Genomic DNA, 15,000 nt, shown 5'->3' with positions numbered 1-15,000 from the left:
AACATGCTATCGGGACATTACCAGGGCAGGCTGCTGAGTTTTTTGAGTAAAATGGTGCAGCCTAAACGCATCCTGGAGATAGGTACCTACACGGGCTACTCGGCTATTTGCCTGGCCGAAGGTTTGGCCGAAGATGGCATCCTCCATACCATTGAAGTTAATCGCGAAATGGAGGAGATCATCACTTCACACCTTAAACTAACAAATGTTGAAAATAAAATAAAGCTGCATTTTGGGCCGGCAGAGGCTATTATTGCTGATTTACAGGAAGATATTTTCGATTTGGTGTTTATAGATGCGGATAAAAAGAATAATTATACTTACTTTGAATTAGTTTTTGACAAAGTCAGATCCGGAGGATTAATAATAATTGACAATGTTTTGTGGAAAGGAAAGGTGTATGGCCCCGAAAAAGATGCCGATACACAAGGAATTCGCAAACTAAATGACCAGATAGCTGTTGATAGCAGGATAGAAAAATTGATCCTGCCGGTACGCGACGGGCTGCTGGTTATCAGAAAAAAATAAATTATGAAGAAAATCTTACTGATTACAACACTGTTGATCTCAACATTAGCTGCTTCAGCACAGAAAAATACCTCATTATCCTACATTGATAAATTCAAAGATGATGCCATTCGCATCATGCACGAAACCGGGATCCCGGCAAGCATCGTTTTAGGTGTGGCCATGCACGAATCTGGTTGCGGCAACAGCACAATAGCACAAAACCTTAATAATCAATTTGGAGTAAAAGGTTACAACACCGTAGTTTATACCAAACACAACAAAAAAGTTCGCACTTCATATAAACGTTACGATTCGGTTTTTGACTCATTCCAGGATTTTGCCCGCATCATGACCGAGCGCAAACAGTTCAGTCACCTGGCCGACGCGCTTACCCATTATGATTATAAAGGATGGGCAAAAGGCATTCAACGTGCCGGTTATGCAGGTAGCCGCAAATGGGCCGCGCAGGTATTAGGTATTATTAATAAATATGACCTTAACGAGCTTGATGAAAATCCGGCAACCCAAACTCAATTAGCCGACGCGACAACTAAACAATAATATTTACGTTTATAAATCTTAATTTGGCCCCTATTTATATGCCACTCAATAAGATTTAAGCATAATGCGAAAAATTATATACCTGTTTATTGCTGTCGCCTGCTTTAGTTCGTGCTCTGCCCGTAAAAAAACGTCGACCGTATCAAACCGCGATGCCCGGCGGAATAACAATAGCATCCAAAAAGCAAATAAGGATGCTGTTGCCAATTACAAATCATACACTTCGTTAGAATATATTGAACGCTTTAAGGCCATAGCCATACAGGAAATGAACCAGTATGGCATCCCGGCCAGTATTACCCTTGGTCAGGGTTTGTTTGAATCAGGCGCGGGCAGCAGTGATCTGGCTAAATACGCCAATAACCACTTCGGCATAAAATGCACCAGCGACTGGACGGGTAAAAGCTATTATAAAGATGATGACAACGTGAACGATTGCTTTCGTGTTTATGATAACCCGGAAGATTCTTTCCGTGACCACTCCAACTTTTTAAAACGTAAAAATTACGCCAAGCTTTTTGAGCTGGATAAGGATGATTATAAAGGCTGGGCTTTCGGCTTAAAAAGAGCCGGATATGCAACTAATCCCAATTATCCGCAATTGCTGATCAATATCATCGAAAAGTACAACCTTGCCCAATATGACCGTCCTGAAGGTGAAATAGCTAAAATTAAACGGGAAGACCGCGTATTGGCCCAGATCAATAATAACATCAATAAACCCGCGCAAGATACCCTTTCCAAAACCCCGCCCGACGATAAGATCTACACCGTTAAACAGGGGGATACACTATACAACATATCTAAACGTTTTGGAATAACTGTCGACGACCTGAAAGCGTTAAACAGTATGAGCGACAATGGCATTAAAATTGGCCAGAAGCTTGTCGTCGTGAAGTGAGGAATAGATTCAAGACTACAAGAGTCAAGAATCAAGACAGGAAGAAAGTTTTTCTAAATATATCTTGATTCTTGACTCCTGATATCTTGGTTCTGTCCTCGAAAAGTTAATTGTTGTTAAATTGTATGATCACCCGCTGTGTAACACGTATTTTTGCCTCCTCAATGAAGTTGTGGATGTTTTTGATATGTTTTGCACTGCCCGCAGTAAAGGTTTTTGCCCAGCAAAAAACGGTTGACGGGGTTGTGTTCGATAAAGACAGCAAAGACCGCATAGCCAAAGTAAACGTACAAAATATCACTTCCGGCAAATCCATTTACAATACTTTTAAGGGGGAGTTCAAGATAGAAGCCCAACCCGGGGATGTGCTTGTTTTTACCAAGTTCGATCATCATCCTGATACGTTGAAAGTGCAAAATGGGGAATCACTTGCCGTTTATATGAAACGCTCGGCAATACAGCTTAAAGAGGTTATTGTACACGATACCCTGCTTAACCCGCTAAAGCGCCTGGCCGCAACTAAAAATGATTATACCAAGATCTTCGGGCCGCTCAATAACCGCGATTTGTTGAGCTTTGGGCCAGGAGGAGCTGGTTTAAGTATCGATGCGCTTTATAACTTATTTAGCCGCAGCGGCCGCAATGCCGCCCATCTGCGCGAAACCATTGAAAAAGATTACCAGCAAAACGTTATCGACTATCGCTTTAACCGAACATATGTTGGCGCTATAACCAATTTAAAAGATCAGCAGCTTACCGATTTCATGATCCGGTACCGGCCCGGCTATTATTTGGTGAAAACCGCCAGCGACTATGAATTTATAGCCTCCATTAAAACCAACCTCAATCGTTTTTTAAAGTATAAAAAACGGCCATATTCCCTTACACCCCTTATTACACCCGAAGACAGCAAGAGAGATCTTGGTCGTGACAGTATATCTAAATCTTAATAAAAGGTTCATTTTAATATCCTAAAATTCCAATATTTTTGGCCAAAACTTGTCAGCCTGATTAAACCCTGGGGCAACATTTTTGTTTATTGTAGGTAAAAAAGGAGATTTTTGCTTTAATTTGTTTACTATGTTAAAAACAAAACCGGGATTACTAATACTCGCATTATCAGTCACGTGTGTTTTTTCAGCGAAAGCACAAACCGATACCCTGAAAAAAGATACTGTTAAAATAGACACAGCAGTACTCAATAAATACCGGATCAATTCCCGCAAAAATGCCATCCCCACCCGGGTTCGTCCCATACAGATCCAGCGCGAAATGGTACCTGTTACCATGCTCGACTATAAAGTAAACTACTGGAAAAAAGCCGTCACCTTTGGGTTAAACTTTAGCCAATCGGCATTCAGCAGCAATTATGCCGCGGGTGGTGTAAGTGCAGTGGCATTAGGCTCCAATTTTATTTATCATACTGAATATAACAAGGCCCCATTCAGTTATGTATCGGAGCTTAACCTTACTTATGGTGTGTCAAAAAACAAGGGCCAGGGCAAGCGTAAAACGCAAGACCGTATCTATTTTGATAACAAAGTAGCGTCTCAATTGTCAAAAAGCTGGTATTTCTTCGGTGCGCTAACCTTCGAGTCGCAGTTTGATAAAGGGTATAATTATATCGATAACGGGAACGGAACATTTACCCAGGATTATATTTCTAACTTCATGTCGCCGGGCTATTTAACCGAATCTGTCGGTTTTGAGTACAAGCCAAAACCCTGGTTCGATCTGCGTTTAGGTACCGGTACCGCCAGGCAAACTTTTGTTTTGGATACTATCATACATCGAAAGCAACAGGATAATTATGGTGTGCCTGTAGGCCATACTGTGAAAAACGATCTCGCATTCCAGATTGTGGCGCTGTTTGATAAAGATATTGCCAAAAACATTCACCTTAATACGCGTTACGCATTGTTTATCCCCTATGCACAATCGCCTAAGTTTATTACACACCGTGTCGATTTGGTATTATCGGCAAAGGTTAACAGGCTCATCAGTGCAACAGTTAACGGCACTTTGCTTTACGATAAACACACCGCCGCCGCAGCCCAGGGCTATGAAGGTATTGGGTTGGGGATGCTGTACCGGTTTCCGTAACTTATTTGTAAAATACTAATACTTTCATTTTCCGTTCGGCCTTATCCAGTATAAGGCCGAGCTTGTTTACAGATTGTATTACCCCTTCCTGTGTACGCAGATCGACCGTGGTTTTAATATCATATTTTTCTTTCAGCCCGGTTTCGTCCACAACCGGCAGATCAAGGTCATTACTTAAGTAATACTTCGCAAAATTTGAAAGCGAAACAGCAGTGCCGTCATATCCTTCCCCGCTGAAACTGACTGTTGATTTGTTTTGCGCCGATACAGGAAAGGCCAATTTTTGGCTGGGGTTTACTTTGAGAACGTAAACCGGGATTAATTTTTCGGTTACCCGGGCCTTTATGGGAAGGGAAGTGATCAGCTTTTTTTGCATGATGCTGTTAAGGCTATCCTTATCTTCGGGTTTAACCAACAGATCAAAACAATAAAGGGAGTTTTTATCATCGAAATCGCATGTTTCTTTTTCATTGATCTCGTAAACGATCTGTTTAGATGAGGTAATGTCAAAAGCATCTTTATATAAAACGTCGGCACAAACATTAACGTAACTTATTCTTCTGCCCTCGTATGGCGCATTAAGATAACGCCTGCCCATGCTTTGTTGTCCTTTCATATAACCGCGAAGCGTAAAGCTTTCGGAAATAGTACTATCTACACCAAAAACGTCTTTGTTGTTGTTTACAGGAACCTCTTTTACTTCGGCAGAGGAAATAATTGCTTTACCGGCTAAAAGGTAATTGATAAGCCGCTGATTTACGGAATCGGTTTTAACAAGTGCTACCAACCGGTGTTTGCTGTTGATGATAGCACTTTGGCCAACATACGAAAACCCTAATGCTTTGTATAAAAAGAAAGAGGTGTCGCTGGCCAGCCATAGGGCCGAAGGCTTTTTTATTAAATATTTTTTTAGCCGTTCAACCGGTTCGTTGGAAATGGCAATCACCTGGATTTTTCCTTCGTTTGCTTTTTGCAGTTTAGCCAAAGCATCCATTTCGGGGATGCAGGGGCTGCACCAGGTGCCCCAAAAATTTAAAATGTAAAATGGTGTCCTGGTGGGGCTTTTGAGGTTTATCTGGGCTACCGGGGCGTTGATCACCGGGCTTATTACAATAGCCGGGATAGCATCGCCGGTTTTTAAAGTTTGCTGGGCCGATGCCGAAAAGCAACAGGCTGATAAAATAACAACAAATAATTTTTTCATGTTGGGTACAGGTTTTATACCTGTAAAAGTGGTGTGTATGAAAATAAAACCGTGTTATCAGGCAGGTTAACTAACGTTATATTATGTTAATGGCCGGGTATATTTAATGCCGATGTTTTACATTTGATTATGCCGAAGAGTACCCGCTTTGTTATTGTAGTGTGCGCCATTGCCATAGCGATGGTTTTACTGCTGCAATTTTACTGGGTGAAAAACTACTATGCCGTAAACCAGGCCACTTTTGAAAAAGAGGTGAACATGGCTTTTGAGGATGCGTTGAAAAAAGAGTTTAGTCTTCGTTGCGATACTATACAGCAATTAATTGCCAAACGGTTGATGGATACAACAGAGTTTAGGATTACAAGCCTGTTTGATACAATACAAGGGAAACACATTTTTACCATCGCAAATGCTCATAAGCCGGGGCAAAAATTTTCATCGTCGGCATTAAGCTTCCGCGGCGTTAATAAGGCATTAATGCCAGGGGATACTGCCTTTAAATGGACAATTGCCAGGCGTTTTGCTTACACCTTGCGCACCGAGGACCTGCAAAATCACGTGGTTTACTATCGTACCCAGAACCTCGGCGGCTTCATGGTTGATAACGTTAATAAATATGATTTTGACACCACACGGCTAAGGCCTGTGCTTATACATTATCTGAAGGACAGAAATATCGACATCCCCTTTCACTTTTATTTGCGCGAAGCCGACAGCACAATGAACCGGAGCCATTTTAGTGAAAAACTGCTTTCTCATTATCCTATCGTTACAAAAGCATATCCCACCTACAAGCAATCAGGGAAAGAACAATATGTAAGGGCAATGTTCAGTAATCCGTTTTCTTACATTGTTGGGCGCATGGGGCTTATGTTTGCCGGTTCGCTGTTGCTTATTGCATTGGTGGCTTTTAGTCTTATATACTTATTGCATACCTTATTTAGAGAAAAGAGGTTATCAGCCATCAAAAACGATTTCATCAGTAATATTACCCATGAATTTAAAACGCCGATTGCCACCGCTTCGGCTGCAATTGAAGCATTGACCGGTTTCGGGGTGCTTGATGATCCTGAAAAAGCCCGGCGCTATCTCTCTCATTCAAAAAGCGAACTCGAAAAACTTGCCGGCCTGGTTGATAAGGTATTGAGCATTTCAATGTACGAAAGCCTGGATTTTAATATAAAACCCGAACCTATTGATATCGACGCTAAAATAAACGAACTGTTAACCTGTACGGTTGCGTTATCCGGAAAAGAGATTAATTGGGACTATATAAACAACACAGGGATAAACACTATAATGGCCGACGATCTGTATTTTGAACATGCGGTTAATAATATAGTTGATAACGCGCTTAAGTATTCGGGCGGCAAAGTTCAATTACAAGTAAGTGTTGACATAAAAAGTGACTTTTTAATTCTAATGATAAAGGATAACGGAATAGGAATAGCCGCTGCCGACCTGCCAATGGTATTTGAAAAGTTTTACCGGGTACCATCCGGAAACTTGCACAAGGTAAAGGGGCATGGCCTTGGGTTAAACTATGTAAAAAGCATAGTGGAGCGGCACAAGGGTTGGTGCAAAATAGAAAGCGAACCAGGTAAGGGGACGATATTTAGTTTGGCATGGCCGTTATAAGCAGCGTTAAAGTTTTACTGGTTGAAGACGAACCTGTGCTGGCCGAAATTGTGCAGGAAAGCCTGCAATCGCGTGGTTTTGAAGTGGTTCATGCCGATACTGTTGCCGGCGCAAAAGTGGTTTATTACAACAATAAACCTGATATTATTGTGCTTGATGTAATGCTTCCAGATGGAAGCGGGTTTGATTTTGCCCGGCAGATCAGGAATGTTGATACAGATTTATCCATCATTTTTTTAACCTCCAGGTCACTTCCGCAAGATGTGGTTGAGGGTTTTGAGAGCGGTGGGAACGATTATTTAAAAAAGCCATTTAGTTTGGAGGAACTCATTGTCCGGATCAGGGTTTTGCTGAGTAAAAACCGGCTGGTGATAAATAAAGCTGCAGGTGTAACTGAAATGGGCCGGTACCGGTTTTATTATCCGCAGGGGGAGCTTAATTTTGAAGGCGGCAGCCGTGCGCTTACCACTCGTGAAAGCGAGATCCTTAACCTGTTGATCATGAATAAAAACCAGCTGCTTAATCGTGATGAGCTATTGTTAAGCCTTTGGCAAAACAACGATTATTTTAGTGGCAGGAGCCTTGATGTATTTATTACCAAATTGCGGCGCTACTTAAAAGACGACCCATCGGTAAGCATCCTTAACATCCGTGGCCGTGGCTACAAGTTAATCTACTAAGTAATTGAGTTAATATAGTTCAAAATCATACCTTTGCATTCTTATAAAAAAGATTAAAGTTTTTTAATATAATGTTTGAAAATCTTTCGGATAAACTCGACAGGGCGTTCAAGGTCCTGAAGGGTCAGGGAACTATTACAGAAATAAACGTGGCCGAAACCATGAAGGAGATCCGCAAGGCCCTTCTTGATGCCGACGTTAACTATAAAACAGCCAAAGCATTTACCGATGATGTGAGGCAAAAGGCGCTTGGTAATAATGTATTAACATCCATTTCGCCAGGTCAGTTGCTTACCAAGCTCATGAATGATGAGCTTACGGAGTTAATGGGCGGTACCACTGCCGATCTGACTTTTCCGGCCACACCTACCATCATCCTCATTGCTGGTTTGAACGGTGCGGGTAAAACAACCTTTACCGGTAAGCTTGCCAACTACTTAAAAACACAACGTAACAAAAAGCCTTTACTGGTTGCTGACGATATTTACCGCCCTGCGGCTATTGACCAGCTGGAGGTGTTAGGCCAGCAGATAGGCATCCCTGTTTATGCCAATCGCGACTCAAAAGACCCGGTTGCTATTGCCCGCGAAGGTATAGCCCAGGCTAAGCAAAACGGAAATAACGTAGTGATCATTGATACTGCGGGCCGTTTAGCTATTGACGAGGCCATGATGGTGGAGATTGAGCAGGTAAAAGATGCCGTAAAACCACACGAGATCCTGTTTGTGGTCGACTCGATGACCGGTCAGGATGCCGTGAATACCGCCAAAGTGTTTAATGACCGCCTTGACTTTACCGGTGTAGTATTGACCAAACTGGATGGTGATACCCGCGGTGGTGCGGCGTTATCTATTAAATCGGTTGTTAACAAGCCTATCAAATTTATTGGTACCGGCGAAAAGATGGAAGCGCTTGACGTTTTCCACCCTGATCGTATGGCATCAAGGATCCTGGGCATGGGCGACGTGGTATCATTGGTTGAGCGTGCGCAGCAGCAGTTCGACGAGAAAGAAGCCGCCGAGTTACAGAAGAAGATCCGCAAAAACAAGTTCGACTTTAACGACTTTTACAGCCAGATCCAGCAGATCAAGAAAATGGGTAACATGAAGGATCTGATGGGCATGATTCCGGGCGTAGGCAAAATGATGAAGGATGTTGAGGTTGATGATAACGCGTTTAAAGCTATCGAGGCCATCATTCAGTCGATGACCCCATTTGAAAAGGAAAACCCTGAAACAATTAATCAAAGCCGCCGCAGCCGTATAGCCAAAGGTTCGGGTACCGATTTGCAGGAAGTTAACCGCCTCATGAAGCAGTTTGATGATATGAAAAAGGTGATGAAGCAAATGAGCAACCCTGCCGCCATGGCCAACATGATGCGCCGGATGCCGAAGATGTAAAAACTTATTAAGCGCTCAATTGCGCATTATAAAAAGCGCTCTGGTCATAGATCAGGGTGCTTTTTTATTTTTAGCTCTTATCCCGTCATTATTTGTTGGTACTTTTAAGGAATATAAACTTTAACCTTATGCTAAAAAAGCAGCTCTCTGCAACCAGTGTGGTAATTATATGTTTTGTAGTACCTATTTTGGGTTTTTTGTCTGAAATATACAATGTAGGTTATAATTACTTTATTGCTTCAATATCAAGTTTGATCAGTTCATTAAACCTTAGCTGGCTAACCCTAAGGTACAGTGGCATTTCAAACATCAACGTCTTCAACTGGATATTTTATTTTCTGCTTTTATTGGGTGCCATATTGCTGGTTACCTCAAAAGGCAGGGAAACGAGGTTGCCAAGGTTGGGGTTTGCGCTGATTATGTTTCATAAAGCGCTCTTTTTGCTTTATGCTATTAGCGGGTTATTTACCGGTGCCTGGATGCTTAGATATGATAAATCGATCCTGTTTTATCTGCTGTATATGTTGGCAAGGATGGCCTGGATCTGGCTGTCCTGGAATATGCTTGCCCATTTCAACAAAAAGAAAGAACCGGAGATCCAGGAATACCGGTATGGCGAACAGGTAGAAACGAGCTACGTTTTCGCTTCGAAAGGGCAGCGTTTAATGAACCTGCTTCTCGACGGGATCATAGGAATATTACTTTTTTCGCTACTGATCGAGTCGGTCATTTACAGCGATCTTCATAACAACATATTAATGAAACTTCAGGGCATTGTTGGTGAAAAGCTTGCCCTTGTAATTGTTATTGCCGTTTGCCGCCTGTTGTATTACGTACCCTTTGAATTGTTTATGGGCGCCACACCGGCAAAATATCTGACCGAAACATATGTTATTTCCGGTGATGGAAACAAGCCTGACTTTTGGACTATTTTAAAGCGGACACTGTCGCGTTTTATTCCTTTTGAAAGCCTCTCATTTTTATTGATGCCCAGCGGTTGGCATGATCGTATTTCGGATACTGTGGTTATCAAAGAAAAACGTACCGGAGTTAACGGGGCTAATTATTTTCTGATTATTCCGGCTGGCCTTTTGCTCTGGGCTGGTGGTTATTGGGGATCTCAGGAATATAATGCCTATAAATACCGTAAAGGTAATGAAGCCGAAAAGCAGCGGGTAAAAGATGATATGTTGAATAAGCTTGAAAATATCAACACTCAGGATTTTTTTGAATTGAGGAGCCTTGGCTCCTATTACTACGGCGATCCGGAAGCACTGCTGAAAGTGGAAAAGGTTTCGGGTAATGATGTAACTTTTTCAGTTATACCATTACCCGAAGGAAAGAAAAACACGCCGCCTGAGATAGAAAGGATATACGAAATGTTTAAAGATAAGGATATCTACAAAAAGGTGTCGTTTAGCAAGCGTGCATTACGTGACGCTGTATGTCCCCCTCACGATGAGGGTTTTGACGCAAGCAAGGCACTATCTGTAAACGACAGGCCTTACTCTATAGGCAGTATAGACAGGTATTATCAGGCTAATATTAAACTTAGTGACAGAGGCGGCTGGGGCGATCACTATATCAATATAGGTTTAAAGAGTGTTGGCTGGCCGGTTGATGTTACCAACATCACTGCAGAAGAAGGCGATATCAAGTTCAGCACTATGCCTCCAATACACTTATCGGGAAGGGGATATGATAGCTTTGGCTCCCTTTTTGAAATAACCGGTAAAATAGATGGAGGAAACGATTTCAAAATAAATTTAACCGTACGTGATACTTTAGGCCGCGAACAGGTTTACCAGGTAAGCGGCAATTGTAAGGAAACTCAACGGATACTAACAAGATTAAAATAAAGCAGAAAATATTTGTTTAAGCGTTTAATATGTAATGCTGCTTTCCTTTCTGGCGCGCGTTTTTGTTAGCTTTGTTGTGTTTATTACAAACTGAAGGAAGCATATGCGCAGGATATTTTTAGTTCTTTTATCATTACCCACTTTTTTTGCCATACCGGCATTTGCCCAGGTTCCCGGTGCGCCGATTGATGTTAAACATTATACGTTTGATATTAAATTGAATGATGCCGACAATAACATAGAAGGAAAAGCCACGGTTTCGGTAAAGTTTTTGAACGGTGCGGAGGGTTTTAACCTCGATCTGGTAAAAAAGAATGCGGAAGGCAAGGGAATGCTGGTATCTGCAGTAACTGAAAATGGAAAACCGGTAAAATTTACTCAGGATGATGAACAATTAAAGATCAATACCCGCGCGTACAAAGGAAATACACGCGATTATACCATAAGCTACAGCGGCATCCCGGCCGATGGCTTGATCATCTCAACCAATGCTTTTGGTCACCGGACTTTTTTTGGTGATAACTGGCCTAACCGGGCCCATAACTGGCTGCCCTGCGTTGATAATATTGCCGACAAAGCGCCGGTTGATTTTATTGTAACTGCACCCGATCATTACCAGGTGGTATCAAACGGTTTGCAAACCGAAGAAAAACAGCTCGACGGAAACCTTAAGCTTACCCATTGGGTTGAAACTGTTGCGCTGCCAACTAAGGTGATGGTTATCGGCGTAGCCGAATTTGCTGTCGATCGCCCGGGGGATGTTAATGGCATCCCGGTTTTTACCTATGTGTTTCCGGAAAGTAAGGAGACCGGGTTTAAAAGTTATGCAGTGGCTAAAAATATTCTCCCCTACTTCATAAAAAATGTTGGCCCTTATAGCTATGAGAAACTGGCCAATGTACAATCAAAAACCATTTTTGGCGGTATGGAAAATGCCAGCGCCATATTCTACTTTGAAGAATCGGTTAAAAGTCCGGAGATAGAAGAGCTGATGGCGCACGAGATTGCCCACCAATGGTTTGGCGACGGAGCAAGCGAAAAAAGCTTCGGTCACCTTTGGTTAAGCGAGGGTTTCGCTACTTACATGACCAATCTCTACCTCGAAAATAAATATGGCGCTGATACATTAAAAACGCGTTTAAAAGCCGACCGTAAAAAGGTACTTGATTTTGAAAAGAAACGATTGACCCCGGTTGTTGATACTGCCGTTAAAACACAGTATATGCAGTTGCTTAACGCCAACAGCTACGAAAAAGGTGGCTGGGTGCTGCATATGCTGAGGCGGAAACTGGGCGATGATATTTTTTGGAAAGGTATAAGAAATTACTATTCCAAATACCAGGGCAGCAATGCCAATACTGACGATTTAAGGAAAGTTATGGAGCTGACCAGCGGTAAGGACTTGAAACAGTTTTTTACACAATGGCTGCGCACTGCCGGGCACCCCAGCCTGGCTGTTAGCTGGAAGTACGATGAAAAAGACAGTACTATCGCTATAAACGTAACACAAAGCCAGGAATATGTTTATAATCTGTTGTTAGAGGTTTCTGTTGACGGGCAATTGCTGACCGTACCGGTAAAAGAAAAATCGACGACAGCAAAATTTAAAGTAAAAGCCAAACCTGCCGATGTTAAGATCGATCCGAATGTGAACCTGCTGGCCTCGTTTGAAGAGAAATAGATAAAAGACGTTTAATTCCCCTCTCGAGAGGGGGCGCGAAGGAACGAGTGGTAGCAGGGGTGTGTTTCTGCTGCAAGCGTGCTATCAAAGTAGAAGCATATCCCTCCGCCTTTTGAGTTTAAGTTAATCCACAAAGTTGTTTTGTCTTTTGATCAGCAAAGCGTTTTGTTTTGCCCCTCTGGGGTAAAGGGTATTCTATACTTTTTTATGCTACAAACCTTTTGCACCTCTGGTGCACCTGTCCTTAAGCAAACCTTAATTAATACCTGATTATGTTATAAAACCTTGCCGGCCCCAGCGGGGCCACATGTTTATAGCCTTAAAAGGGCATATTTTTTGGCTCCGTAGGCGCCTCCTATTGAAATTTAAGGTTGGTGGATTTTGTTGGTTAACTTGAACTCTCAAGAGGGGAATCGCACGAACCCGAGTTTTTTCTTCTTGGCTTTCTCCAACCTACGCCGCAATCACCCTGTTGATCACCTTTTCCAGGTCTTCGAGATCAAAAGGCTTGGCTAAATAGCTTTGGGCGCCGGCATGGTTGGCCAGGATCTGGATATCGCTATTTGCCGAAAAATAAATTACCGGTATTTCTTTAAGGCCGTCTGTTTGTTTGAGAGTTTGCGTGGCAATGATCCCGCCCGAATCGGGGATCCAGTTATCCATCATGATAACGTCGGGCAAAATACCCGAAACCTTTTCAACAATGTTATTGCAATCGCTAAAGGTGTATACTTCCCATCCCTGTTCCTCTAAAATATAACTGCAAATAGATAGGATGTCCTCATCATCATCAAATATGACAATCTTTTTGTGTGAAGTATTCATGGGATAGTTGTACGTGAATTTATAAACATGTTTTCATAAAACCAAATGTTTTAAATTGTTAATTAAATTTACGGCGTTTAAACGGATTTTTAGGTCGTCTTTAGGCGGATTATCTGCATAAAAGACCACTTCTTAACTACTACAAAACCTAATTATTGACTTTGTAACCGATTAATTACGGCTTTATATTGAAAACAGTAATATTTTTACCTATCCAATTTCATACAGCCTTATTAATTCCTGTTATACCAACAATATACCTGTAAATTCTGTTTCATGAACACGCAAATTAAATCTATTTTATTGGGTGCCCTGCTGCTTGGTCCGGCCGCTGCAATAAACGCCCAAACAACAAAGGCAAGCTTATGGCTTACCAAGGCCGATAGGTCGGTACTTTTTGAGCAGCAAAAAGAGCCGCTTACCTTTAAAACCGGGGACGCCGGCGGTACTACGATTACTGTTGATGATAAGCAGCATTACCAGCCGATAGATGGATTTGGATTTGCATTAACCGGAGGCAGCGCTATGCATATCATCCGCATGAGTGCAGATAGCCGGGCTGCATTACTTAAAAATCTTTTTGCTGTTACCGGGAACGATATTGGCATCAGTTATTTAAGGCTGAGCATTGGCGCATCCGATCTGAACGAGAAAGTGTTCTCTTATGATGATATGCCCGGAGACCAAACCGATCCAACATTAAAGCACTTTGACCTTGGCCCGGACAAGGCTGATGTGATCCCGGTAATGAAACAGATCCTTGCTATAAACCCGGCAATCAAGATCCTGGGTTCGCCGTGGTCCCCACCGGCATGGATGAAAACCAATAACGATACCCGCGGCGGCCGTTTAAAGCCGGATTGCTACCCGGTATATGCTAAATACCTGGTTAAATACATCCAGGGCATGAAAGCCAACGGGATCAATATCGATGCCATCACCATTCAGAACGAACCACTACACCCGGGGAATAACCCCAGCTTGCTGATGGTTGCACCGGATGAAGCCAACTTTATCAAGAACAATCTTGGTCCGGCGTTTAAAGCGGCAGGCATCAAAACAAAGATCATTGTTTACGATCATAATGCCGACAGGCCCGACTACCCTATCTCGATATTGAACGACCCTGCTGCCCGTAAATATGTGGACGGCTCAGGCTTTCACCTGTATGGCGGGGATATTTCGGCGCTTACTGATGTGCACAATGCGCACCCGGATAAAAACATCTACTTTACCGAACAGATGACCGTTGAGCCAGAAAATCAAAATACCATCAACATTGCGTGGCCGGTAAAAAGCCTTATCATTGGCGCCACCCGTAACTGGAGCCGGAATGTACTGGAATGGAACCTTGCCGCCGACCCGGAATATAAACCGTATACCGACAGAGGTGGCTGCCCTTCATGCCAGGGCGCGGTTACCATTGATAAAAACGAGGTGAAGAAAAATATTGCCTACGACTCGGTTGCGCATGCTTCAAAGTTTGTTCGCCCGGGTTCGGTGCGTATTGCATCAAACAGCTCAGATAGTTTACCTAACGTGGCTTTTAAAACGCCCGATGGCAAAAAAGTGCTTATTGTAGCCAATGCCGGCGATAGCGCGCAGGATTTCAACATTAAATACCAGGGGAAAATATTG

General features: G+C 42.6%; 13 protein-coding genes. 11 read left to right on the top strand and 2 right to left on the bottom strand.

Translation table 11 applies throughout. The features are described from left to right. The 5 genes from VF500_RS18770 to VF500_RS18750 all read left to right on the top strand — a co-directional run. On the top strand, positions 1-528 hold a 528-nt coding region (locus VF500_RS18770; RefSeq protein ID WP_330861149.1), incomplete at its 5' end, for an O-methyltransferase. A 3-nt stretch (positions 529-531) separates the two neighbouring features. Beyond that, positions 532-1,071 (top strand): glucosaminidase domain-containing protein, encoded by a 540-nt coding sequence (locus tag VF500_RS18765; RefSeq protein WP_330861148.1) that lies wholly within the window; start codon positions 532-534, stop codon positions 1,069-1,071. Positions 1,072-1,135: 64 nt separating this feature from the next. Then, positions 1,136-1,972, top strand: a complete 837-nt coding sequence (locus VF500_RS18760; RefSeq protein WP_330861147.1) for a glucosaminidase domain-containing protein — start codon at positions 1,136-1,138, stop codon at positions 1,970-1,972. A 176-nt stretch (positions 1,973-2,148) separates the two neighbouring features. Then, positions 2,149-2,922: a hypothetical protein gene (locus VF500_RS18755; protein WP_330861146.1), complete on the top strand. Its 774-nt coding sequence runs from the start codon at positions 2,149-2,151 to the stop codon at positions 2,920-2,922. A gap of 130 nt (positions 2,923-3,052) precedes the next feature. Further along, positions 3,053-4,075, top strand: a complete 1,023-nt coding sequence (locus tag VF500_RS18750) for a DUF3078 domain-containing protein (RefSeq protein ID WP_330861145.1) — start codon at positions 3,053-3,055, stop codon at positions 4,073-4,075. Position 4,076: 1 nt separating this feature from the next. Here the strand turns inward: VF500_RS18750 and VF500_RS18745 are convergent, their stop codons facing one another. Further along, the gene (locus VF500_RS18745; RefSeq protein ID WP_330861144.1) at positions 4,077-5,279 is read right to left on the bottom strand and encodes a DUF3738 domain-containing protein; all 1,203 of its coding nucleotides are present in this window, start codon (positions 5,277-5,279) and stop codon (positions 4,077-4,079) included. A gap of 129 nt (positions 5,280-5,408) precedes the next feature. Here VF500_RS18745 and VF500_RS18740 point away from each other — a divergent pair, with 129 nt between their 5' ends. From VF500_RS18740 to VF500_RS18720, 5 genes are all read left to right on the top strand, one after another. Then, positions 5,409-6,917, top strand: a complete 1,509-nt coding sequence (locus VF500_RS18740; protein ID WP_330861142.1) for a HAMP domain-containing sensor histidine kinase — start codon at positions 5,409-5,411, stop codon at positions 6,915-6,917. Next, positions 6,905-7,597 (top strand): response regulator transcription factor, encoded by a 693-nt coding sequence (locus tag VF500_RS18735; RefSeq protein ID WP_330861141.1) that lies wholly within the window; start codon positions 6,905-6,907, stop codon positions 7,595-7,597. Before VF500_RS18740 ends, VF500_RS18735 begins: the two co-directional genes overlap by 13 nt. A 71-nt stretch (positions 7,598-7,668) precedes the next feature. Next, complete coding sequence (ffh, locus tag VF500_RS18730; protein WP_121232742.1) at positions 7,669-8,997, top strand: signal recognition particle protein; 1,329 nt, start codon at positions 7,669-7,671, stop codon at positions 8,995-8,997. A 128-nt stretch (positions 8,998-9,125) separates the two neighbouring features. Further along, positions 9,126-10,856, top strand: coding sequence for an RDD family protein (locus VF500_RS18725; protein ID WP_330861140.1), 1,731 nt, complete (start codon positions 9,126-9,128; stop codon positions 10,854-10,856). Between the two features lie 103 nt (positions 10,857-10,959). Then, positions 10,960-12,537 carry a M1 family metallopeptidase gene (locus tag VF500_RS18720; protein ID WP_330861139.1) on the top strand — a complete coding sequence of 526 codons (1,578 nt, stop codon included), beginning with the start codon at positions 10,960-10,962 and terminating at the stop codon, positions 12,535-12,537. A 453-nt stretch (positions 12,538-12,990) separates the two neighbouring features. Here the strand turns inward: VF500_RS18720 and VF500_RS18715 are convergent, their stop codons facing one another. Further along, positions 12,991-13,362, bottom strand: a complete 372-nt coding sequence (locus VF500_RS18715) for a response regulator (RefSeq protein WP_121232134.1) — start codon at positions 13,360-13,362, stop codon at positions 12,991-12,993. A gap of 276 nt (positions 13,363-13,638) precedes the next feature. Here VF500_RS18715 and VF500_RS18710 point away from each other — a divergent pair. After that, the coding region (locus VF500_RS18710; protein WP_330861138.1) for a glycoside hydrolase family 30 protein at positions 13,639-15,000 on the top strand (1,362 nt) is incomplete at its 3' end.

It is taken from the genome of Mucilaginibacter sp. (assembly GCF_036383575.1).
Classification (GTDB): Bacteria; Bacteroidota; Bacteroidia; order Sphingobacteriales; family Sphingobacteriaceae; genus Mucilaginibacter.
The sequence above is the reverse complement of the archived record's forward strand: the minus strand, read 5'-3'. Positions and strand labels throughout refer to the sequence as shown.